This window comes from Aerococcus agrisoli, from assembly GCF_003797145.1.
GTDB classification, from domain to species: Bacteria; Bacillota; Bacilli; order Lactobacillales; family Aerococcaceae; genus Aerococcus; species Aerococcus agrisoli.
Window position 1 is genome coordinate 58,251 of sequence record NZ_RKMG01000002.1, and the last position, 24,496, is coordinate 82,746.

A 24,496-nucleotide genomic window follows, 5' to 3' on the forward strand; every position below is an offset into this window, starting at 1 on the left:
GTATCCTAATAACAATAAAACACATAAAAGAAGGTGAATCCCGTGATCAACATATTAATAGTAGAAGATGACAAAACACTGTCAGATAATATCAAAAAAATTTGTCAGGAAATCGACCAAGTTAAGCTTCACCAAGTCTATGATGGTGATGAAGGCCATTTTGAAGCGAGTTCAGGTATTTATGATTTAATTATTCTGGATTTAATGTTACCTGGCTTAAATGGTTATGAAGTATTAGCCAAAACGCGTCAAGCAGGCATTGAGACACCCGTCCTGATATTAACGGCCAAAGATGGTTTAGAGGATAAAGTAGAAGGTTTCCAAAATGGCGCGGATGATTATTTAACCAAACCCTTCTATAGAGAGGAACTTTTACTACGTATTCAAGCACTCTTGCGTAGAAGTCTTGGTTTGTTTAACGATAATAGTTTAAAATATGGTCCTCTTAGCTTGAATTTAAACCAGCATACCGTTAGTTTTGCTGATAATGATATCAATATACAAGGTAAAGAATTTGAACTCTTAGCCTATTTAATTCAAAACAAGGGCATTATTTTAACCAAGGAACAAATATTTGACCGGATTTGGGGTTTTAATTCAGAAACTGGCATCACAGTTGTCGAGGTGTATATGTCAAACTTGCGGAAACATTTAAAGGTGGCAGGATTGGATAAAGCAATCAAAACCTTACGTAATGTTGGTTATATCATGGCTGAGAATCCTGATGATGTCATTGAGGTGACTGCAAATGGCTAAAAAAATTCGTGTCGATGAAAATCGTAAGCAACGTATTCGATATTTTTTCAGTAATATTGGTGCTTTTGCTATCATTTTTATCGCCCTAGGTATCATTGTGATGCAAATCCTGAATATCACAGCTTATTCGGAAACCAACATCTCCCTGCAAAATATAGCCGAAGATACGCAGTTGATTCGGGAGGAAATAGACAGTACGAGTAACACACAAAATACTATTAACCCCGAAGGACCGCCCAATCGACCAGGGCTAAATCGTTTTAACAGTCAAATTATTCTGTGGAACGAAGATGGCACTATTCTAAATCAAGAAGCCTTAGGTGATTTATATAACCAAATTACGACTCTTGAACTGGATACTAGCCAAATAAATGAAATTCATCATGTTGAACTAACAGATAGTAATAGTGATATTTTAAATTTTCAAACGATTACAATTGAAGCACCGACGAATACTAGTGATGTGGCATATGTAACTATTCTGGCTAACACCAATCAAATTGAGTCAGCGACCACTAATTTTAAACGTATTTTGATCTTATCTTTAGTTTTTTTCTGGTTAGTGTCGATTGCAATTTCCTATTATTTAACACAACAAAATATGAAACCTATTATGAAAGCATGGCGAAAACAACAAGCCTTCGTCGAAAATGCATCTCATGAGTTGCGTACCCCTTTGACGATTATTCAAAATAGCTTGGAAAACATGTTTACACATCCCAATCATACTGTGATAGATGAATCAGAAAATATTGCCCAAGCCTTGAATGAGACCCGTCGCTTAACCGGATTAACGACGGATCTATTAACAATTGCGCGTAGTGATGCCAATGAGCAAACGCTAGATTTAGCCTTGACTGATATTGGCCCTTTTATCAATGAAGTGACGAAACCATTCTTCGAGTTAGCAAATGTTGCTGGTAAAACCTTAACTACTGACAACGAGGCAAAAGCGATTGTGAAAATTGACCAAAAGAAAATTCGACAAGTAATGATTATTCTCTTAGATAACGCCTTGAAATATACTGAAGCTGGGGATCAAATCCACGTGATTTCACGTACAACCAACAAACATTGGTATATTGAGGTGGAAAACACAGGAGCAAGTATTTCTGATGAGGATAAAGAGCGTATTTTTGAACGTTTTTACCGCGATGATCATTCACGAGCAAGTGATACTGGCGGCTACGGACTAGGATTAGCAATTGCCAAACAAATTGTAGAAGATCATCAAGGTCAAATCAGTGCACAAGATATCGCACCACAAGGCGTTCGCTTCCAAATTCGTTTATCCAAAAACTATGATTAACATTGATGTACTTCGTACAAGCATACAAAAAGACCCTGAGACGAAAAATGTCTCAGGGTCTTTTCAAATGTCTGGATATTCAAATCTTGGAACGATTAAACGTTCATGATTTCTTTTTCTTTTTCAGCTGCAATTGCTTCTACATTTTTGATAGATGCATTTGTTAAGTCTTGGATATCACTTTCGTATGTACGAACATCATCTTCAGTGATTTCTTTATTCTTTTCAGCTTTTTTCGCTTCATCAATCGCGTCGCGACGGATGTTACGGATTGCGATTTTTGCTTCTTCTAAGTCTTTACCAACAGTTTTGGTTAACTCTTTACGACGATCTTGTGTTAAAGCAGGAATGATTAAACGGATTACGCTACCATCATTTGTAGGTGGAATACCTAAGTCAGATTGTTGTAATGCACGGTCAATATCGTTCAATGATGATTTATCATATGGCGAAATTTGTAACATTCTTGCTTCTGGAATTGTTACTGTTGCTAATTGACGTAAGTCAGTTGGCACGCCGTAGTATTCTACAGTAATACCATCTAATAAAGAGGCATTTGCTACACCAGCACGGATACGGCCTAATGTACGAGTGAATGCTTCTTCAGATTTTTGCATACGTTCTTTAGTGTCTTTTAATAAAGTATCAATAGCCATTTTTCTAACTCCCTTACCCTTCGATTGTGGTACCGATTTCTTCACCAAGCACTACACGACGAATATTTCCTTCTTCATTTAAGTTGAAGACTACTAATGGAATATCGTTGTCCATGCTTAATGATGAAGCGGTTGTGTCCATAACTTGTAAGTTTTGGTTGATGACATCTAAATGTGATAATTTTTCATATTTAACAGCTTCAGCATTCTTACGAGGGTCATCGTTATAAACCCCATCAACACCGTTTTTAGCCATTAAAATAACATCTGCATTGATTTCCGCTGCACGCAATGATGCTGTAGTATCTGTTGAGAAGTATGGGTTACCAGTACCACCAGCAAAGATAACTACACGACCTTTTTCCAAATGACGTTCTGCACGACGACGGATGTATGGTTCAGCAATTTGACGCATTTCGATAGATGTTTGCACACGAGTAGGTACCCCAATGTTTTCTAAAACATCTTGTAAACCTAATGCGTTCATAATGGTTGCAAGCATACCCATGTAGTCTGCTTGTGCACGTTCCATGCCCATTTCTTCACCAGTTTTACCGCGCCAGATATTACCGCCACCTACGACGATAGAAATTTGTACACCTAAACGATGTACCTCTTTGATTTCTTTGGCAATACCTTTCATTGTTTCTGGGTCAATACCAAAGCCATTGTTACCAGATAAAGCTTCACCTGAAAGTTTTAAAACAATACGTTTATATTTAGGTTGAGTCATTTTGTTCTCCTTACTAAAAAGGTTGAGAAAGAAACCTTTCCCAACCTTTTTAAATTCCCACTAAATTACTTCTTCTTACTGAGTAAATTCAAAAAAGTGTTATTTCGGGATGTTTTTTGATTATTTACCCATTTGTGAAGCTACTTCACTTGCAAAGTCGTTTTGGCGTTTTTCAATACCTTCGCCGACTTCGTAACGGAAGAAACCTTTAACTTCAGCATTGTTTTCTTTTGCAACTTCTGCAACAGTTTTGCTGTCATCTAATAAGTATTTTTGATCTACTAGGCAGATTTCTGCGAAGAATTTACGTAAACGACCAGTAATCATTTTTTCAACGATTGCAGCTGGTTTACCTTCATTTAATGATTGTTCAGTTAGAACAGCTTTTTCATGTTCGTAAACTTCTGCTGGTACTGCTTCTTCGTTTAGGTATTGAGGTTTCATACCACCGATGTGCATAGATACCATGCTAGCGAATTCTGGGTTATTACCTTCAATTAAAGTTAATACTGAAATACGTCCACCTTGGTGAGAGTAAGTACCAAATTCTTGGCTATCAGTTTTAGAAACTACTTCAAAGCGACGTAAAGAGATTTTTTCTCCGATGATTGCAGCTTTTTCTTTGATGTATGTATCTAAGTCTTTACCTTCGATAGTTACATCAGTTAATGCAGCTTCAACTGTAGCTGGTTTTTGGTCGATTAACGCAAAAGCAACTGTATCAATTAAGTTGATGAATTGTTCGTTACGAGCAACGAAGTCAGTTTCAGAGTTAATTTCTACAATTACAGCTTCATTTCCGCGAACAACAGCTTTAGTTAAACCTTCTGCTGCGATACGGTCAGCTTTTTTAGCTGCTTTAGAGATACCTTTTTCACGTAGGAAATCTACGGCTTTGTCCATATCACCATCAGTTTCTACTAACGCTTTTTTAGCGTCCATCATACCTACACCTGTACGGTCGCGTAATTCTTTAACTTGTTTTGCAGTAATTGCCATTTAAATTCTTCCTCCTAATGCATGCATTCTTTCAAAAAAGGCCATCTAAACTAAGAAGGAAAGCCAAATATAGCTTAGACAAACTTAATCAGACAGCCATCTACTGTATTTATTCTACTACTAATTGAAGATGTCTTCAACTATAGCAATGCTTATTCAGCAACCTCGTCTAAAACTTCGTCACCTTTGAAGTCTTCAGCAGTTACTTCTGCTTCAGGAGCATCTTGAGCGCCTTGTTTAGCTTCAAGGATAGCTTCAGCCATACCACCAGTGATCAATTTGATTGCACGGATTGCGTCATCGTTTGAAGGAATAACGAAATCTACTTCATCAGGGTCACAGTTAGTATCAACCATAGCGATAACTGGGATGTTTAATTTGTGTGCTTCTTGGATCGCAATTTTTTCTTTGCGAGGGTCAACAACAAACATAACATCTGGGATGCGAGGCATATCTTCGATACCGCCTAAGAATTTTTCTAGACGTTCTTTTTCTTTTAATAAGCCTACAACTTCTTTTTTAGGAAGAACGTCAAAAGTACCGTCTACTTCCATTTCTTTAATGTGTTTTAAATGTTTGATACGTTTTTGGATTGTTTCCCAGTTAGTTAAAGTACCACCTAACCAACGGTGATTAACGTAGTATTGACCTGCACGAGTCGCTTCGTCAGCGATTGAGTCTTGTGCTTGTTTTTTAGTACCTACGAATAATGCGATACCGTCTCCACTAGCTAATTCACGCATAGCGTTGTATGCTTGGTCAACTAATTTTACAGTTTTTTGTAAGTCAATGATGTAAATACCGTTACGTTCTGTAAAGATGTATTTATCCATTTTAGGGTTCCAACGACGTGTTTGATGTCCGAAATGAACACCAGCTTCTAATAATTGTTTCATGCTAATAACTGGCATGTGAATTCCTCCATTTGGTTTTTAAATTTTTCCGCCTTTGCTTCAAAGTCTCGCCACTAGAAAACCTAGCACCACGCGATTCCATCCACAAAGTGTGAAATATGTGTCAAATGACACTATGACATATTACCACCTTTTTACTGTCTTGACAAGCATTATTTTTTATAGAGTGCGACATAAGGCGTTTAAATCCAAGACACTGGAAGATTAGTGCCGTGACGTGCGAAGTGCGACGCAAACTAATCTGAAGTGACGATGGATTTGCCTTATGGAACACGTTTTCAGCGTGCGAGCAAAACCGCTTAACGCCAAATTGTTTGTATATATCTACAATTACCCACACAAAAAAGGTTGAGCTTGCGCCCAACCTTTTGTATCTATAATGCTTGCGATACACCCAAGATGTATTTCAAATCATCTAGACTTAAGTTTTGACGACCGGCATCGCCTGCATCATCAAATAATTGTTCAAATAAGTAACGTTTTTCTTCTTGAAGTTCAGCGATTCTTTGCTCGATCGTACCCTCAGTGATAAAACGAACAACTTCAACGTCGTTCTTTTGACCAATACGGTGTGCTCGACCAATTGCTTGAGCTTCAACTGCAGGGTTCCACCATAAGTCATATAGGAAAATAGTGTCCGCTCCAGTTAAGTTGATCCCTACCCCACCAGCGCGTAGTGAGATTAAGAATACTGATTTACTACCTTCGTTAAATTCATCTACTTGATTTTGACGAACTTTTTTATTTGTTTGTCCTGTCATCATGAAGTAATCAATGCCTTCTTCAGCCAAGTATTCAGCCATAATATCTAGCATTGAAGTAAATTGTGAGAAGATAAGGATTTTACGGTTAGCTTCTAGCGCACGTTTTAGCATAACTTTGAAGTACTCAAATTTACCTGATAAACCAGTGTAGTCATGTTTCACTAAACGTGGGTGACAACAAATTTGACGTAATCGTGTAATACCCGCCAACAATTCCATATGCATTTGACCTGCATTTGATGAATCGTTGTTCAGTTGATCTTGGATTTTCTTCAAGTAAGCAAGATATATATTCTTTTGCTCTTGATCTAAGATACTGAAGCGATCGGTAACCGTTTTGCTTGGTAATTGCAATGCCACATCGTTCTTGGTACGTCTTAGTACGAACGGACTTGCTATACGGGCAATTTCCCCAACAGATAATTTTTGGAATTCATGTTTATTTGGTAATAAGCCTGGCACAATAATTTGCATCAATGACCAGAATTCATTCAAGTTGTTTTCCATTGGTGTCCCTGAAAGACCGATACGCATACTAGCAACTTGTTTTTTCACAGAGCGATATAAAATCGTATTATCGTTTTTAATAGCTTGTGCTTCATCAAGTACTAAGATATCAAGATTTACTTTTTGATATGCATCTTGGTCATTTCGGTATGATTGGTATGAAGTCAACCATACATCGATGGTATCATCATTTCGAATTTGTTCACGCTCTTCAATTGTTCCATCGACAACCGCCACTTTTAATGTCGGTGTAAAACGTTGGAATTCATGTGCCCAGTTATACAGAACTGACGCTGGTGCCAAAACAAGTGATTTTTCATGCGGATTATTTTCAATATAATCAATAATAAATGAAATCGTTTGGACAGTTTTCCCAAGCCCCATCTCATCGGCTAGCAAACCACCTAATTGATACTTAGCTAAGCCACGGAACCATTTTACAGCCGTTTCCTGGTAATCAGATAATGTCGCTTTTAGATTTGGAGATGGTGTAAATGGTTTATCTTTCGCACGTACAATATCGTCATAGAATTCTTCAAACACTTCATTACCATCAACTAGCGTTTGGAAACGTAGTGTTTGGAAGATTGGCACAACATCTCCATTTTCCCAATCATTGTTGGCATTTTGAATTTGTTGTAACATTTTCTTTTGATCTTCATCCATGGTATTTTGAACGTCGATAATTCGGCCGTCGCGTAAACGAATGTATGATTCATTTTCCATAATCGCATTTAAAATACGATTGATTTCGACAGGTTCTACGTCGGACATTTCAAAATCTACAGCTAGGAAGCGACTACCATCACTTGGTGTCATTTTTACAGTTGCATTTACTTTATTATCATAAACACTGCGTACAAAACGACCATATTGTAATTGCCATTGACCCGCAAATAGATGCGCAAAGTTTTCTAAATTCGACATTACATCAGTAAGGTTATCGAATTTTTGAACAAAGGATCCTTTGTGTGGTGCAAAGCCAATTGATTTTAAGGTGTTTTCAACCGAAACCTCTTTTGAGAAATCACGTACAAGGACAAATTCTTCATCCGGTAGCACTTGTCGTTCAGCATCATCCGAAATTAAGTATTCACCATATGCATATTCAGGCGTAATCATTAAACTTGTACCTTCAACGTCTAGTGTAATTTGTACTTGCAAGTCCTCTTGAATTAAATCAAAGAAAGCCGACAAGTTTTCCAATTCACTAAATTGCGTTAAGAAATGTCCAAATAAACTGATGAAATACGCCATTTCTTCTTGTGGTAAAGAAATTTTATAATCATTTTCTGCAAAGAAACCTTGTAGATAATGTAAATCTTCATAGTAACTTTGTTCTGTTGTCGTTTCAAAGAAAGTTTCATCCTGCAACACTAAGCCATAATTCGCCAACCAGTTAGCCTCTTGGTCCCAAGTGATGGTGTACAAATCATTTTCACTGGTCATGGTAAAAATAAGCGCTTTTTCTTTTGAAAATTGTGGCTTCATCGCACCATTTTCAAATTTAAAGCGGATGTCTAAATGACTTTCGCCCAAATATAAATCCTTCAATTGATTAAACAATTGACCTGACAAATAAAAACGTTGACTATTCTTCTTGTTCTCAGGCGCATTCATTACCATCAACAACCAGTTATTGCGTAAATGATATGCTTTTGCCAATGCCAATAAATAAGCATAGGTTTCCTCACCAAGTGTAGATGGTGATAACCAAACCTCTTCACGATCACGATTTGGTAATATGTATAAACCTTGTTGCGTAACAGCCATGAAGAACTTATCTAAATCTGTCACATAATACAAGTTATTGACCCCTACACGAATACGCAAGTAGGCAATATCTTCGTATGAAATAATATAAGGTCGAATTTCGTCGAAGTTAATTTCAAAAGTCACTTTTACACGACTTGATCGAGGCATTTTTTTAATCACTTTAGTCACTTGACGTAAGTTTAAATAGCCTTCGATGACTTCATTTACTTGTAATTCAGCATCTTCATCGACTTCTGGAAATCGTTTTAATTCTTCGTTAAATTTGAAAACTCGAGTCATGCCAAGTTCTCGTAAAAATAATTCTACTGCTACAGTATGTTCGCAGTAGCCTTTCTTTTGAAATACCTGACATTGACAGACGTCTTCTTCTTTAGCAGTTCCATCTAAGATGACGGTATATGTGTCATCATCAAGCACCTCTGAACGCCAAACAGTGTTTTCTTCATCAGGCACAACTTTTAATACCCGGTTTTCTCTCACCAAAGCGCGTCCTTGCTCGATTATCTTACTTGGAATACTCCACTTCATATCATACACCCCAAAATTCTGAATCAGTTGCTACTTAATCAATTTATTATATCAAACTTATGAAAAAATTCATATATTAATGGACGATTAGATACACTTGTACAATTTTCATTATCTATATTCAACTGGGTGACTGACAATCTGCAATAGAAAAGGCCTTTAGCGAACACCAAACAAATTGGCGCCACTAAAAGCCTTTTTTCACGAATTAAATTTTATCACTATCTTGGTTTTTATCTACTGCTTTAACTTGTTGATACGCCGCAATCAAGGGAATTAATATACTTGCGACAATAACACCAAACAGATTAAAAATCATGGTAGCCACTATTGTCACAACAATCGGTAGCCAGAATGGAATTTTTAAATCTTTACCAATTAAAATTGGCTGAATAATTTCTTGGGCAATTTCGACACCAACATAAATGGCAAATAGCCACCAACCTAATTGGACATCGCCTTGCAACCATTCGATTAAAATCCAAGGTATAAAAACAATACCTGAACCAACAACTGGTAATAAGGCTACCAAGCTGATGCCAATGGCAATTAACCAGGCATTCGTAATATCTAATAGCCAAAAAGCTACCCCATATACCAACATTGTGAAAATGAGGAGTTTTAATTCAGCTGCAAAATATAGTTTGATATTATCGATTGTTTGTAAGCCGACACGTTTCCAAAAATTCGTTTGCATATAACCCCTCCTTTTCTGATTTAAAATACTGTATTATTTACCTTTTTTAGCACGTTTCGCATCACGTTTAGCGATAGCTGCCGCCATATCGTATTGATAATTTGGATCAATCAAACGGTCATTCGCATCAAAAGCATCTTGAATGGCTTGATGTACTGCCAACGTATCTTCTTCCGTTAGACGCTTCACATCCGGTATTTGAATTGGCTTACCTACACGTACTTTTGCTCGATCTTCTCTTTTCCAAGAAAAAATATCTTTAATTTCAATTGGTCCTTGGTAGTTTACAGGTAAAAGTTCAACTTTTCCCATCTTGGCAATGGATACTGCCCCTGGTTTGATTTCATCTGAATAGCGAGAGCCTGTAGGAAAAATACCAACATATTTGTCCCCTTCTTTCAGTGTGCGGACAGCATCTTTTATTGTTGATGGACCAGGATTTTCACGGTCCACCGGAATAATGTTGATGCTTGTAAAAAACCAAGTTAAAAATTTATTCGCTAGTAGTTCTTTTTTCGCTATAAAAGCAATTTGTTTTGGTCGTAAGGCTAAGGCAACAAAAATAGGATCTAATAAGGAACGGTGAGGGCCAATAACCAAATAGGTTTTACTTGGATCGAAGTCATCATCGTATTCATATCGTGTTGGGCCATTCACTACGTTGATAATTAACGCAATGATGCCTAATAGTATTTTATAAAGCATCGATTTCCCCTTCATCTAATTCTTCATGTGCTTCTGAATAAGTTTGCAGTTGATACATATTATAGTATGTACCACCCTTTTCAATCAAGCTATCATGGTTTCCTTGCTCGATTATGCGACCTTGTTTCAAGACAACAATTTGATCCGCATCTTTGATTGTTGATAATCGATGGGCAATGATAATCGTTGTTCGGCCTAGGCGCATATTGGCCAAGCCTGTTTGGATTTTTTGCTCAGTTTCCGTATCGATATTGGCCGTTGCTTCATCCAAAATCAAAATTTTTGGCTCACGTAAGATAGTACGGGCAAATGAAAGTAATTGTTTTTGCCCTGTAGAGAAGGCTGCCCCTCCCTCAATTACCTTAGCGTGATAGCCATCTTCTAAACTTTCAATAAAGTCATCGGCTTTTACAAATTTAGCTGCTGACGCAACCATCTCATCCGAGTAGTCACCGTGCAAACGGATGTTTTGTGCAATGTCTCCATAGAACATAAATGAATCTTGTAGCACAAGTCCAATATCTTGGCGTAATTGTTCAATTGGCATATCTTTAATCGACTGACCGTCAATATAAATATTTCCTCGATTAAATTCATAGAAACGCATTAATACATTGATAATAGAAGATTTACCTGAACCAGTTTGACCAACAAAAGCAACTGTTTGACCTGGTTTTATATCTAAATTAATGTCATGTAAAACTTGTTTTTTATCATCATATGAGAAAGATAAGCCTTTAATTTCAATATGACCTTCTGTGACTTTACCACTTGCACCCTCACTTGATTCAGGCGCAATTTCTGGATTGTTTAGTAAGGCATTAATACGGGCACCTGATACCATACCATCTTGGAAAACAGAAAGTGAATCCATCATTTGACCCATTGGTTGGAAAAATGAAGTCGCATATGAAGTAAAGGCATATAGCACCCCAATATTCACAGCCAAACCTTGTAAATCTTGAATACCGAAGATATACAGAACGATTACTAAGGCTATCGCTTCTAAGACATTAATTGCTGGAATTAATAATAGTGCATTCATACGGAACATTGCGTTACGTGCAACAACGTATCGTTGATTCACTTCATCAAACTCTGCCATTGCACGTTTTTCTTGACCAAAATTTTGAATAATTGACATACCTGTAATTGATTCAGACAATTTGGCATTTAAAGACGACAAAGCTTGGCGCATACGTCCGTAAATATAGGTAGATTGACGTTGGTAAATGTAAATCAATAGCAGCATGATTGGGATAAAGCAAATAAATATCGTTGCCAAACGTGCATTCAATGAATACATGGCAAATGTAATCGTTAAAATGTTTACCAAGCCATCAAAGAAAGCTAAAAATACTTGCCAGAATTCTTTAATTGTCTCAGTATCATTTGTCACGCGTGATACAACGGATCCATTTGGGGTTTGATCAAAGTATCGCATGCCCAGATGAACAACTTTGTGATATACCGTATTCCGCATGTGAGCGACTGTTTTTTCAGAAGCCAACTTAAAAATATAGTCTCGACAGTAATAAATAATTACTTTGACAATCGTTAAGCCAAAATACAAAGCCGCAACTCTAGTAGTAATCCCAATTGTTGCTGCATTTTGACCTAACACTTCATCAATATAACGTTGAAGTACGACAGGTAGATACGCAGCAATTGAAGAAACAATTGCTGTCGCAACGAAGGTAAAGGCAAATTCCTTCCAATAGGGTTTGGCGAATGACAAAATACCTTTCAAAATGTGCCCTTGTTCAGCCAAGGAGAATTTTGTTTTTTTATTCATTTCCATCTTCGTCATCCTCCTCCGTCAATTTTCTTTGTAATTGTTGTTGGTTATAGGTATGTGCATACCAACCATCCATAGCTACCAAGTCATTATGGCGACCACGTTCTACAATCGTACCTTCATCCATAACAATAATTTCCTCAGCATTCATGACTGAAGATAATCGTTGTGCGGCAACAATTGTCGTTTTATTTGCGCGTGCTTCGCGTAAGTTGTTCAAGATATTTTCTTCTGTTTGGGCATCGACCGCTGACAATGAATCGTCTAAAATCAAATATTCTGGATCAACTGCTAAGGCACGTGCAATCGCAAGACGTTGTTTTTGCCCACCAGACAAGGACACCCCACGTTCGCCGACTTCTGTTTGATAGCCTTCTGGGAAAGCCATAATATCATCATGGATATCCGCTAATTTGGCATATTCATACACTTCTTCATCCGAAAGATTTGGATTCCCAAAACGAATATTTTCAATAATTGTATTTGAGAATAAAAAGTTTGTTTGTGGGACATAACCAAACGCACTAGATAAGGTTAAACGACTATATTCTTTAATATTTTTGCCATCATACAAGATTTCACCCTCGTATTGGTCATAATCTCTCAATAACAGTTTAAAGATAGTGGTTTTACTTGAACCAGTACGTCCAACGACACCCAGCATATTTCCTTCTTTTAAATCAAATGTCACATCATGAATTTTTTCTTGATGATCATCCGGGAAACCAAAACTCTTAATATCAAAATGAATATCCCCATGAATTGGTTCGGTGATAGGATTATCTGCTTCAACAATAGCTGATGTTTCATCAAGTAATTCTTTCACACGGTCCCAAGAAGCATTCCCACGCTCCAAGGTATTCACCAAACGACCCACCGCGAGTAATGGCCAAACCATCATAGATAGATAGGAAATATAAGCAATTAAATCACCTATGGTAATACGGCCACTTTGAATAAAGAAAGTCCCAAAGAAAATTGTAAGGACAAAAGATAAACCAGTGATGATTTCAATGACTGGTGAGTATGCCGCATCTGCAAGGTAAACTTGACGGTTTTTCTCCACCACATCATCCGTACGTTTTACGAAATCTTGATAATAGTCTTCCTCTTCACCGAAAGTTTTGATGACTTTCATCCCAGCTACGTTCTCTTGTACTTCGTCATTCATACTAGAGAAAGCTTCTAAGGAACGTCTAAAACGAACATTAATGATTTTTCCTAAAATTCTTGCTGCAATAATCAACAATGGAAAAGGTAAAATCGTCAAAACAGTCAATTTCCAGTCAATCAAAACGACCATTGAGAATAAGGTGACAATCGAAATTGAAATTGAGTCTGTTAATGTCAAAATCCCACCACCAGCTACAAAACGTAGGGCAGCTAGGTCATTTGTTGCATGGGCCATTAAATCACCCGTACGATATTTATGATAAAAACTTGCATCCATTTTTGTAAAATGGCTAAATAAACGATTACGCATGATGGATTCTAATAAAGTAGAATTACCAAAAATAGCTGTTCGCCATCCATAGCGTAAGGCATACATTAATAATGCGAAAAATAAAATTAATCCTGTTTGGGTCACAAGTAATTGCCAAGTAAGATTACCATTGGCGATTTGGTCTACCATATTCCCTACAATCTTAGGTGTAATAGCTGACAAAATGGCACAAATAATCAAGGCTACAACCCCAAAGGCGTAACTTTTCCACCGCAATTTAAAAAACCAACCAAGCTTTTTGAATATTGAAAACATTTCTTCCCTCCTAAATGCACATAGCTCCTATATTATCTAACAAATACTGACCAAATGCGAAGAATAACACCTTTTTGAACAATGAAACAGCCTCCGTAAATTAAAAACTCACGGAGGCTATCATTTGTATGAAACAATTTATGTTTGTTTCGCTACGCTATTATTTTTTCTTTGTTGATTTTTTCATAGATTGTGTAATTTGACGAACACGTTTTTCAGATGGTTTTTGTCCCATAGACAACATCATTGAACGAATCATGTCATCAGAAATTGGTGGGTTTTCTTCGAAATAGTTCACCATATATTTACGTGCGATGAAAAATCCACCGACCGCACCAAGAATTGCTGCGACGATTACAATCAGAATCCAAGCTCCTGTACTCATTAATATCTACACCCCTCTCATACGCTTACAAGAATTGATTTTACTAAAGTATAGGCCTTTTTGCAAAACTTTTTCCGAAATTTACGCGCGTTTCCAGATTAAGTCATCTAGAATCGCTTGGAAATGTTCTGGAATTGGTGCATCAAATGCCATATGTTCACCAGTCACTGGATGCGTCAACTCTAAGTGATGGGCATGTAATAATTGCCCTTCATCATCGAAAAAGCGTTCCTTATATTGGCGTGCATATAATTGATCATCCACAATCGGATGTCCCATAAATTGAGCATGTACACGGATTTGATGGGTTCTTCCCGTTTCCAATTGGAAATTGACTAAAGTATAGCCAACATAGCGGTGTTTTACAGAAAAATGTGTTACGGCATGACGGCCATTTTCATTCGCTTCAAATTTTAAGCGATCTTTTTCGTGACGACGAATAGGTACATTTACAGTTCCGCCGGCTTCAAAGATTTCACCATAAACTAATCCAGAATAAATACGTTTCATTTCGTGATTCGCAACTTGGTCAATTAATTTTTCAAGGGCAACTTGTGATTTCGCAACAACTAAAAGTCCTGTCGTATCCTTATCCAATCGATGCACAATACCTGGACGATATGACTCACGTCCAATTGCTAATTGTGAACCATTTTGCTGTACGTGGTATAACAAACCATTCACCAATGTATTCGTACGATGATTCACTGATGGATGCACCACTAGGTTAACTGGCTTATTCACAACTAAAATATCGTCATCTTCAAACACGATATCTAAATCCATTTTTTCTGGATCTGGAATAAAATCTTCAGCATTTACAACTTCAGGTTTTTGGACAACAACTTTGTCGCCTTTCACCAATGGTAGCGATGCTTTCGCAACTTTACCATTTACACTCACTAATTTATCTTTGATCCATTTCTTGATAGTCGTACGACTTTCTCTTGTAAATTTTTCCGTTACAAATTGGTCAAGACGTACACTTTCATCAGCTTGAAAATCAAATTCAAACTTCATTTCATTTGTTTCTGTCAAAATGACATCACCTCTTCTTTTTTGCTTATTGCGTTTTCTTATTTTTCAGTCTTCATTTTTTCTTCTGGCGTTACCAGCATATAGATCAACATTAAAATCACACCGATTGTTAAAGCTACATCCGCTACGTTGAAAATCGGGAAATTGATGAAATCTAGTTTAAACATATCTACAACGTAAGATAAATGTAGACGGTCGATGAAATTTCCCAAAGCCCCACCTATCATGAAGGATAAACCAACAGATAGCAAACGGGACTCTTTTCCTTCTTTGTGTAACATATACACCAAGACACCAACAACAACTAATGTAATCAAGTAAAATAGCCACATTTGACCAGAGAAAATCCCCCAAGCAGCACCATCATTTTGTAAATAAAATAATGAGAAGAAACCTGGAATCACTTCTTTCGCTTCCAATAAATTTAAATTGGCAACTGTCCAATTTTTCACTAATTGGTCAATACCGACAATAATTGCGATTAAAATATAGTATAAAAACATAGCTCCTCCTAATTTGACCTTGATTACTTCCTTTACAAATAGTGACTTATCTATTTGCCTTCTTAGCTTCTTGAATACCATTTTTGGCTAATTGGTCTGCCATTTCATTATAAGTATCGCCCGTGTGCGCAGCTACTTTTGTAAAACCAATGGCAATCTCTTTAGCCTTGGCTTGCATAAAATCGCGATACTCTTGCGTATACTTATTCTTCGCCTGCCACGAACCCAATGCCCATTCCGCAATACCCATATAGTCATGGAATATCACCACTTGCTTAGCGTTGGCTTTCAGCGCAATATTCACAGCCTGCATCGCAGCAATCACTTCTCCAGCCACATTTCGCTGTTTAGCAAATTCCGCATCATTCCGGCCACCACTATACTTAGAAACCTCACCTTGATACAGCACAACCCCACCATAACCGAAGTAGCCAGAACTTTTGTCAAAAGAACCGTCCACATAAACTGACATGGATGCTTTGTCATCAACGGCGACAGCGTGCGTGTCACCTAACCAACGAATTTCTTGGCCATCACTCGTCTTAGCAGGTGCTTTACTCGTACTCGATGAACCCATAAAAGCCTCAGCTTCAGCTTTGCTAGCAAAGGATTTATATATAGCCCCAGAAAATCCAGAAACTTGTTTTTGACAATCAGGCCAAGTGGTATAAATGCCGGGTTGGCGCCCCTTTTTTACAGCATAAAATTTTCCCATGAATAAAAGCTCACTTTCCGTTGCATTACAGAGATCTTTAGAATAAAAAAAGTGAGACCACTGTCCCACTTATTATAACCGATTTTTCGGCAAATATTGAAAAATTTAAGCGGGTGACGAGAATCGAACTCGCGACGATAGCTTGGAAGGCTATGGTTTTACCATTAAACTACACCCGCATGCAAAAATATTACAAGAGATATTATAGCACCTCTCGTATTATTTTTGCAAGTCTTTTTAGACNGCAAAAATATTACAAGAGATATTATAGCACCTCTCGTATTATTTTTGCAAGTCTTTTTAGACAAAAAATGTTTTTAATGTATCTAAAGATATAATCATTTTTCTCGTAACCGGTCGATGCCAGATTGTTTCAAGTGCTTTGGCATATAAATCCATCTGCGCTTGATAACGATTCATCAGCGTTTCTTCTTGTTGCTTATCATTTAAATAAGCTACCCTATCCGTTTTGAAATCATACAAGTGAATTTCATCGTCAAATAAGATAAAACCATCGATGGTACCATGGACAAGTAAATCGTCTCCGCTAGTCATGTCTTTGAAAATTTCTGAACCAGGCATAGCTAGTGAGAAGGTTTCTTCGCGATACAGTTTATCTTTATTTCTCAGTATCTCTTTACCGATCGCAGTATCAAAGAAAGCAACTAATTGATCTACTTTTAAATGAGGCCATAAAGTATCTTGCAATAATTGGTTATCCACCAAATGGTCAAATAAGGCTTTAAAATCAGCTACTTGTAACTTGCTGTCCAAATCAATTTTTTGCATCAATAAATGGGATGCTGAACCAATAGCTGCCGGTGATACTGCTTGGGCAGCCTGCATGAATTTTGGTTGATCATACTCATCTTCAGTATATCTAAAGGTCTGGGTTAAACTATTTTGATTCCCTTTTGACCAAGATTGTAAATATGCTTCATCAGGATCCTGCAACATCCGTTTCAATTCTGAAACGGATTGATATGAGGTCGTTTTAGTCGCTGATTGGTAGGCATATTCAATTGCAACTGGTGGTAAATCAATGGTCACATCAGGCGTTTCAACTTGCTTGTCTGCAAAAAGAGCATCGATAGCAAATGGTTCAACTTGCGTTTCATCCTGTTTATTTTGCCCCATTTGGCTAAACCATTGATTACGTAATTCAACTGTTTCTGCTTGATTGTGCACAGCCACTTTAAAATGGGTATTTCCTGTGGCTAAGTAATCTTCTACATGCACAGTTTCATTAACCGCGTCAAAATCATGATGGCGTAACAAGGCCGGTCCAACCCAATCTAAAATAGATAAGGCTTTTAGACGACCGTTAGCAGATAAAATTTCTTGATTACTTAAAACAGTTTGCCATTTTTCCACAGCCTTATCGAAATCTTTTACCATACCCACCAAAACCAATTGCTGTTCTGCCCTGGTTAAAGCTACATATAGTTTTCGCATTTCTTCGGCTAACATATCCTTCTTCTCATTACGTTTGGCCACGAGTTCAAATACATTGGGATATGAAATGTTACGTGACCGGTCATTTAATTTCACACCGATACCCACTTCATCATTATAAATAACTGGCCCTCTTAAATCTTGGACATTGAAGCGTTTGGAAATGTTGTAGACATATACAAGCGGAAATTCCAGTCCTTTTGAATGGTGAATGGTGAATACATTGACGGCATTACGTGCATCATCGCCACTTTTCGGTGCTTGAAGGTCATTTTCCTTTTCCTGGATTTTTTCTATAAAACGAATGAATTGGAAAATTCCTTTGAAGGCTGAGGCTTCGTAATCTGTTGCAATCTGATAAAAACCATGCAAGTTATTTTGACGAATATCCCCATTCGGCATACCTGCGACATAATCAAGGAAGCCCGTATCTGTATAAATTTGCCAGATCAGACTTGCGATTGGTTTATCTCGGGCAATATCACGCCATGATTGGTGCCATTCGTCTAGTCGCGCTAATTGCTTATGAATACGATCATCCTCATCAGTTTTCGCTAAATACGTCTTCATGGCATCATAGAAGGTACCTGACTTATCTGCAATTCGGATTTTCGCTAAGGCCTGTTCATCTAGTGCCAAAATGGGTGACCGTAAAATAGCAGCTAGTGGAATATCTTGATACGGATTATCAATAAATTTCAAAATATTTAGCATGATACGGATTTCTGTACGTTGGAAGTAATTGGCGGCATCATCCAAAATAATCGGAATTTGGTATTGTCCAAAAACTTCTTCTAGTTCCAAATGGTTACGGCGAGTCGCTACCAAGATGACAATATCGTCATAGGTAATTGGGCGTTCTGCCTGCAATTTTTTGTCATAAATCATATGTTTGCCGTTCACTTTTTCAAGGATGGATTGGGCAATTAATTCTGCTTGCATGCGTGTACCATCAGTTGGTCCATCGTCATCTAGGTCCTCAATGATAAATGATGATTCTTCGCTTGTTTCGGCATCTTTTTCGTCATAAAGTAGTACTTCTGTTTGCATGGTATTCGTTTCCGGATAAGCTGTAAAACCAAGTTTTAAAGCAGCATCCTCATCATAGGCAATTTGTCCTACTTGCGGGTCCATGACTTGACGAAAAATAAAGTTGGTGAAATCTAACACATCCGCACGAGAACGGAAGTTTTCCGCTAAGATTATGCGATTCCCCGTTTCACCATCAGCAAAATCGTTAAATTTCCGAATGAATAAACCTGGTTCAGCGAAACGGAAGCGGTAAATAGATTGCTTCACGTCACCAACCATAAACATGTTTGGATCATCTGGGTTACCGGACACTGCTTGTAAAATGGCCTCTTGCAAGGCATTCACATCTTGATATTCATCAATCATCACTTCTTCGAATTTTTGACGGTAATAAGCCTTGGCTTCATTCATGCCCTCATCAGCATCCATTGCTTTGGTCAGGATACGGTAAGTGAAGAGTTCAATGTCAGAGAAATCAAGAATACGTTGGCCAAATTTATAGGTGGTCATTGCCTGACTAAAGGTCTTTTCTATCTCAATAATGGCTTGACTCAAAGCTTTGGCATCTTGGATAAATTGCGTTTGATGCGTCTCATCAAAGGCAAAATACGGCATAATTTCCTTATCGTAGACCCCTTTCACGACATCGTCATGACGACTTTTCAATCGGTCATGCTCAGCTATTAGCGCTTCATCCTTATCGTAGTCTTTAGCGCTTTTACGTGAAAATCCAGGGAATTTTTCCGAAATGGTCATTTGATAAGCATCTTTATAGGAAACATCGATTTGTTCCTTGAGCTTTTCTAAATAGGTAATTTCACTCTTAAGACTTTCCACAATTTTGCCAAAACCAACGGCCTCAGCTTCCGGAACATCAGTTTTCAAGACACGGATATTATTGATTAGACTATCTATTTCATCCAAAAGAATCGGTTTCACATACTCATGATAAAAAGTCGAATCGCCATAAGCCACACCCTCATCTGGATAATGACGTAATAACCCATCTAACCAGGCATTTGGATCCGTATGTACACGTGATTTGTTGTATAAATCAAACATCAGTTGATCAATACTATCATCCTTACGGTCACTCGCAAAATGTCTAGTTATCAATAAATAATTAGGCTCATCTTGACCCAACAAATCTTCTTTTAATTGCTCCCAGACATTTTCTAAATGCATAGTATTTTCCGTAGCGTCTGTCAGTAAACGATAAACCGGGTCTAAATCAATTAAGAAATAGTAGCGTTGGATTACTTGCTTACAAAAGGCATCGATGGTTGAAATATTGGCTTGCGGTAATTTAGCAATTTGTTGGAGAAAATGTTGGCGCATATCTGAATCAAACTCTTCATTGATCATTTCCTGTAGCGCTACTTCCAAACGTTCCTTCATTTCGCTGGCTGCTTTCTCGGTGAAAGTCACGACCAGCAATTCATCTACACCGTAGCCGCGTCGAATTTTTTGCAAGATACGTTGGACAAGAACACTCGTTTTCCCAGAACCAGCAGACGCTGAAACGAGAAGATTGTTGCCTTCTAAATGAATTGCAGCCCACTGATCAGCGGTATAGCGTGCATTTTCTTCGGTTTGAATTGGAATTGCGGTCTGTCTAATGCGTTGTTTCTTCATCATTTAGCGTCTCCTCCTCGTCTGTATCTTGGTCATTTTGATTGGCTTGAATTACCTTAAAGAAGTTTTCCTTGTCTAATTTTGGATGCGGGCGATATTTATTCATGTAATCTGTCGCATCAAACATGGACACTGAACGGTACGGCTCAGTCATGGATGGGATAAATTTATCACCTTCAATTGGGTACAAGGCAATATGTCCTGACACAATTTCTTCGGCCGTTTCCACAATTTTTTGCTGTACGAAGCCCAGCATCTGCTCAATTTCGTCTTGCGTTAACACTTTAGAATACCTATCAAAGTCGCCGTCTTTCTTACGTGTAGCACTATATACTGTTGATTTAGCGCTGGCTGGTAAACCACCCTCATGAATTTCATCTAATACATTGTAATCCGCGCGCACGTACCCAGAAAGTTTCAATTCTGACATGATTTTTTCTTCGATATTCGCATCCGTTAGGTCTTTTTGTTCTTTGATTTTCACCATCGGTTGGAATATACGTTGATAAAACGCACCCAAGGCTTGAACGGAATGTCCTTCACGTCTTAATGCTTCAAGCGCTACACCTAAATAGGTAAACAATTGTAATTGCGCACCAAGATAAATTTCATCAAATTTCACATCATGTTTAGAAGATTTATAATCCACCACTTGGATATACTGATGGTTACCCGTTTCGTCAGTGGTTTCAGCTGCATCTAAACGGTCGATTTTACCACGTAAACGCACTTCCTGACCATTGGCCAAGTGGAATTGGGTCAATGTATCCGTTTCTTCTTCTGAAGTCGTAAAACCAAAAGTACGCTCGGTTTCGATTGTCTTCAAATGCACCGCTTGTTTTTGTTTGATGATATTTTCAATTAACAAACGTAAAGTATCTTTCATGGCATTTTGTAAATGATGATTACGATTATTGACGCTAAAAACAGTATATTCAGGATAAATAGCCGAATCTTCAAAAGCCTTCATGACATCAGCTAAAATACTATCCACTTCAGCTTCCGACAAATTGGCCATATCAAAATCACGGGCATCGATAGCTTTAAAAACATGGTCCAGTACATCATGGAAGTAATTCCCCGTTTGCAAGGCATCTAGTTTAAAGCTTGGTCGTTCTTTTAACTTCAAGCCATATTTTAAATAATAAGAGAATGGATCACGGTTATAGAGTTCTAATTGTGATACTGAAACGCTTAACACTTCACCATATAATTCCCTAGCTAGTTCAGCAGTCAATGGACGCACGATGTTATGGTAGTCCAGACTTGTCCGCAACCATTTCAATAAATTGGTGGTTGCTTGATGTTCCGTCACCTGTTGATATACGGGTTGCCATGCAGTAGCAATGGCTTGCCCTTGATGTTTACTTTGGGCAATGGCATTTAATAAATAACGTACTTGAGAATGGCCATTCCCCAGTTTCAAGGTCACTGGCGTATTCATGGACGCATCCGGTTGACGCAAGTGTTTGGTCTTGATATCAAAGGCTTGCGCAATGCGCTGAATCATCGGTGACAAGCCTTCAGTACTCTTGTCTCCATTGTTAATTGGGTAGGAAATGTATAGGTGTTCTGTTGCTGATAAAAAGGCTAAATAGGCCTTGTATGCTTCATTATTGTTTTTAGTCGTCGCCGACAACTTAAAAGCCTGCAAGTCATCCAACTTCGCGGCCATCAATTCGCGGTCCTCATCAGTTAATAGTGATTTCTCCTCATAGGTTTGAGGCAAAGCATATTTGGACATGCCCATGATAAAGGTGATTTTCTTAGGTTTTACTTTACCTTCATCGAATGACGCAATTGTCACGGCATCCATAGTTGGTGGCACAATGGCATAGCTAGCATTTTGAAAGGCAATGTCTAAAATACTGAAGAAATAGTCAACATCAAATGGCTCTTCACCAAATAATTGGACGTAGTCATCAAGCATATTGACAAAAGTTTGCCATGCTTGCTCGTGTTGACGACCCTCTTGCAAGTGACCTAGGGCAAGATAGTGATCTCGCCATGCCATTAAGCTATCGGGCACCCCACTTTTCACTAAAAATTGGTAAAAGTAGGTTACGGCTTCGGTAGTTGTTTGTGCTCTTTTCCAGTTCACAAATAATGGCTGTAAAACGCCGGCTAAAAAGGATTTTACGCGATTGGCAGTTGCTTCGATGGCAATGTCGCGTTCGGTACCCATTTTTTCGCCGTCTTCATCTACCAAGATATATGACCACGTGCGGTCTGTTGACCACCAGAATTGGCCTTCGTAGCCGTTTCGTAAAACGACATTCTCTGTTAAATCGATGGCATCACGAAAACGTGTTTGCACCTGGATTAAACCAGGTGCTTCATCTTCTACTATGGTATTCGCTACTGGCACCGAATCCGTCAGGTCGTCAATATCTAAAGGCGTCAATAAGTCAGTTCGCAACAAGTCGAAAACATCTTGGTAGCGCCAATTATTGCGGTAGACCTTGAATAAGGCACTCATAAAATGATAGAGGGGATGCAAATCCATGGCATCCTGGAAATTGGCGAAATATGGGATATCATTGGCTTTTAGCGCTGCTTCTAAAGCGTATTGATAGGCATCTTCATCACGCAGCAGAATTTGAATATCTTTATAACGTAAAGTCTTATCTTCATCTGCAATCAATTGATAAATTTGACTGGCTACTTGATCAGCTTCCATATAGACAGATGGCACTTCCCAAATTTCCATAATAGACTGAATCAGCGCTTTATTCTCTGCAGTTTGCGCGGTATCCACTCGTTCAATCCGGTTATCTGTCTGTAGATAGTGGTCTAATACTTGAAAAGCTGGATCATAACTGTCGTTCGCTTCTGCATATATAGGATAATCCACCTCAAGTTGTTGGCTTCGTGCGAAGTTAATTAATTGATGATAGGTTTTACCTGTGACAGTGAACAATTCATACCACTCGGGATTTTGCTGACTATAATCATGGTCTAGATTTAAGACGATTTGGACAGATGGCGTATGTTCTAAAAGGGTTACGATTGTTGCCAACTCTTGAGCATTAAAATAATCAAAACCTGTGATGATAATTTTGGTTTTACTTAAATCTTGTGTTTGAAGTGCCTGACGTAACTGGTCGAAAACATCTTCTTCACCTAGGGTTTCACCCGCAACAGCCGTTTCATAGTGATTAAAAATATAGGCAATTTCCTTCATCTTTTTCACTTGATTTTTTACAAGTGGATTTGGATTTTCGGCAAATTGATCCATGGTATCCGCTAAGAATGCAGCTGAAATTTGACCGTCTTGTAATTCCTTGAACAGGTCTGCTAAAGCTTCAATAAAACCGATTTGGCTGTATTCACCACGGTAAACGACCAAGTCGTCCTTGATGCTAGCTAAGACACGTCCAATTAACATGATATTTGCAATATCACTGATGCCTGTAGTTCGTTTGGCGTCTTGTTTTTGCAAAAGATACCATGCCAAGCGTTTAAAGGATTGGACTTGTAATCGCATCATACCGACATGTTGACCATCGCTAGCCTTATCGCCAGTTGATTGGACCTTACGCATTTCGCGCAATACTTTCATTTCCATCTCAAATTTCATGTTATCGTCAGTGATAATAAACACTTGATGGTCTGCGTCAGCTTGTAAATATTGATCGATATCTTGATAGATTTTCGTCATATTATCTTTGGTGGGTGTTTTCAAGATAAACTGTAAACTCACTTCATGCCCTCCTATCTAAATCCAGGGTAAATTTTCCTATATAGCATAAGAAGTTGGCATTTCATCAATGCCAACTTCCGCTATGTGAGCCTAGATTGTATATCTAAACTACTTTTATTCTATTTTAAC

17 protein-coding genes and 1 tRNA gene are annotated in these 24,496 nt (G+C 38.0%); 2 read left to right on the forward strand and 16 right to left on the reverse strand.

What is annotated here, in order from left to right; translation table 11 throughout:
- Positions 1-42: 42 nt before the first annotated feature.
- Both EF384_RS00945 and EF384_RS00950 read left to right on the forward strand, forming a co-directional pair.
- Positions 43-756, forward strand: a complete 714-nt coding sequence (locus tag EF384_RS00945) for a response regulator transcription factor (protein WP_123779118.1) — start codon at positions 43-45, stop codon at positions 754-756.
- A gap of 4 nt (positions 757-760) precedes the next feature.
- Entirely contained in the window at positions 761-2,065 is a 1,305-nt protein-coding gene (locus EF384_RS00950; protein ID WP_123779201.1) for a sensor histidine kinase, read from the forward strand.
- 95 nt (positions 2,066-2,160) lie between these two features.
- Here the strand turns inward: EF384_RS00950 and frr are convergent, their stop codons facing one another.
- The 16 genes from frr to EF384_RS01030 form a co-directional block, all read right to left on the reverse strand.
- A complete protein-coding gene (gene frr, locus EF384_RS00955; protein WP_123779119.1) occupies positions 2,161-2,721 on the reverse strand; it encodes a ribosome recycling factor in 561 nt (186 codons plus the stop codon).
- 13 nt (positions 2,722-2,734) lie between these two features.
- Positions 2,735-3,454 (reverse strand): UMP kinase, encoded by a 720-nt coding sequence (gene pyrH / locus EF384_RS00960; RefSeq protein WP_094517735.1) that lies wholly within the window; start codon positions 3,452-3,454, stop codon positions 2,735-2,737.
- Between the two features lie 120 nt (positions 3,455-3,574).
- Complete coding sequence (gene tsf, locus EF384_RS00965) at positions 3,575-4,453, reverse strand: translation elongation factor Ts (protein ID WP_123779120.1); 879 nt, start codon at positions 4,451-4,453, stop codon at positions 3,575-3,577.
- A 152-nt stretch (positions 4,454-4,605) separates the two neighbouring features.
- Entirely contained in the window at positions 4,606-5,364 is a 759-nt protein-coding gene (gene rpsB, locus EF384_RS00970) for a 30S ribosomal protein S2 (RefSeq protein WP_123779121.1), read from the reverse strand.
- A 377-nt stretch (positions 5,365-5,741) separates the two neighbouring features.
- The gene (locus tag EF384_RS00975; protein WP_123779122.1) at positions 5,742-8,942 is read right to left on the reverse strand and encodes an SNF2-related protein; all 3,201 of its coding nucleotides are present in this window, start codon (positions 8,940-8,942) and stop codon (positions 5,742-5,744) included.
- Between the two features lie 208 nt (positions 8,943-9,150).
- Entirely contained in the window at positions 9,151-9,639 is a 489-nt protein-coding gene (locus EF384_RS00980; protein ID WP_123779123.1) for an AI-2E family transporter, read from the reverse strand.
- A 33-nt stretch (positions 9,640-9,672) separates the two neighbouring features.
- Entirely contained in the window at positions 9,673-10,344 is a 672-nt protein-coding gene (locus tag EF384_RS00985) for a lysophospholipid acyltransferase family protein (protein ID WP_233569993.1), read from the reverse strand.
- Positions 10,334-12,145, reverse strand: a complete 1,812-nt coding sequence (locus tag EF384_RS00990; RefSeq protein ID WP_123779125.1) for an ABC transporter ATP-binding protein — start codon at positions 12,143-12,145, stop codon at positions 10,334-10,336. The genes EF384_RS00985 and EF384_RS00990 overlap by 11 nt, the downstream gene beginning before the upstream one ends.
- Entirely contained in the window at positions 12,132-13,901 is a 1,770-nt protein-coding gene (locus EF384_RS00995) for an ABC transporter ATP-binding protein (protein ID WP_123779126.1), read from the reverse strand. The genes EF384_RS00990 and EF384_RS00995 overlap by 14 nt, the downstream gene beginning before the upstream one ends.
- A 160-nt stretch (positions 13,902-14,061) precedes the next feature.
- Positions 14,062-14,286: a YneF family protein gene (locus EF384_RS01000; protein WP_123779127.1), complete on the reverse strand. Its 225-nt coding sequence runs from the start codon at positions 14,284-14,286 to the stop codon at positions 14,062-14,064.
- A gap of 81 nt (positions 14,287-14,367) precedes the next feature.
- Complete coding sequence (locus EF384_RS01005) at positions 14,368-15,324, reverse strand: RluA family pseudouridine synthase (RefSeq protein WP_233569994.1); 957 nt, start codon at positions 15,322-15,324, stop codon at positions 14,368-14,370.
- Positions 15,325-15,362: 38 nt separating this feature from the next.
- The gene (gene lspA / locus EF384_RS01010; RefSeq protein WP_123779128.1) at positions 15,363-15,827 is read right to left on the reverse strand and encodes a signal peptidase II; all 465 of its coding nucleotides are present in this window, start codon (positions 15,825-15,827) and stop codon (positions 15,363-15,365) included.
- Between the two features lie 46 nt (positions 15,828-15,873).
- The gene (locus EF384_RS01015; RefSeq protein WP_123779129.1) at positions 15,874-16,542 is read right to left on the reverse strand and encodes a ribonuclease H1 domain-containing protein; all 669 of its coding nucleotides are present in this window, start codon (positions 16,540-16,542) and stop codon (positions 15,874-15,876) included.
- A gap of 108 nt (positions 16,543-16,650) precedes the next feature.
- Positions 16,651-16,721: transfer RNA gene (locus EF384_RS01020), tRNA-Gly, on the reverse strand.
- A 121-nt stretch (positions 16,722-16,842) separates the two neighbouring features.
- Entirely contained in the window at positions 16,843-20,667 is a 3,825-nt protein-coding gene (addA, locus tag EF384_RS01025) for a helicase-exonuclease AddAB subunit AddA (RefSeq protein ID WP_233569995.1), read from the reverse strand.
- Positions 20,645-24,367, reverse strand: a complete 3,723-nt coding sequence (locus EF384_RS01030; protein ID WP_123779130.1) for a PD-(D/E)XK nuclease family protein — start codon at positions 24,365-24,367, stop codon at positions 20,645-20,647. Before EF384_RS01030 ends, addA begins: the two co-directional genes overlap by 23 nt.
- Positions 24,368-24,496: the final 129 nt, after the last annotated feature.

Coding starts and splice junctions, on each gene's coding strand:
- EF384_RS00995 (WP_123779126.1), bottom strand. CDS start 13,901: ATGTTTTCAATATTCAAAAAGCTTGGTTGGTTTTTTAAATTGCGGTGG.
- frr (WP_123779119.1), bottom strand. CDS start 2,721: ATGGCTATTGATACTTTATTAAAAGACACTAAAGAACGTATGCAAAAA.
- tsf (WP_123779120.1), bottom strand. CDS start 4,453: ATGGCAATTACTGCAAAACAAGTTAAAGAATTACGCGACCGTACAGGT.
- EF384_RS00985 (WP_233569993.1), bottom strand. CDS start 10,344: ATGCTTTATAAAATACTATTAGGCATCATTGCGTTAATTATCAACGTA.
- EF384_RS01015 (WP_123779129.1), bottom strand. CDS start 16,542: ATGGGAAAATTTTATGCTGTAAAAAAGGGGCGCCAACCCGGCATTTAT.
- addA (WP_233569995.1), bottom strand. CDS start 20,667: ATGATGAAGAAACAACGCATTAGACAGACCGCAATTCCAATTCAAACC.
- EF384_RS01000 (WP_123779127.1), bottom strand. CDS start 14,286: ATGAGTACAGGAGCTTGGATTCTGATTGTAATCGTCGCAGCAATTCTT.
- EF384_RS00975 (WP_123779122.1), bottom strand. CDS start 8,942: ATGAAGTGGAGTATTCCAAGTAAGATAATCGAGCAAGGACGCGCTTTG.
- EF384_RS00980 (WP_123779123.1), bottom strand. CDS start 9,639: ATGCAAACGAATTTTTGGAAACGTGTCGGCTTACAAACAATCGATAAT.
- rpsB (WP_123779121.1), bottom strand. CDS start 5,364: ATGCCAGTTATTAGCATGAAACAATTATTAGAAGCTGGTGTTCATTTC.
- EF384_RS00990 (WP_123779125.1), bottom strand. CDS start 12,145: ATGGAAATGAATAAAAAAACAAAATTCTCCTTGGCTGAACAAGGGCAC.
- lspA (WP_123779128.1), bottom strand. CDS start 15,827: ATGTTTTTATACTATATTTTAATCGCAATTATTGTCGGTATTGACCAA.
- pyrH (WP_094517735.1), bottom strand. CDS start 3,454: ATGACTCAACCTAAATATAAACGTATTGTTTTAAAACTTTCAGGTGAA.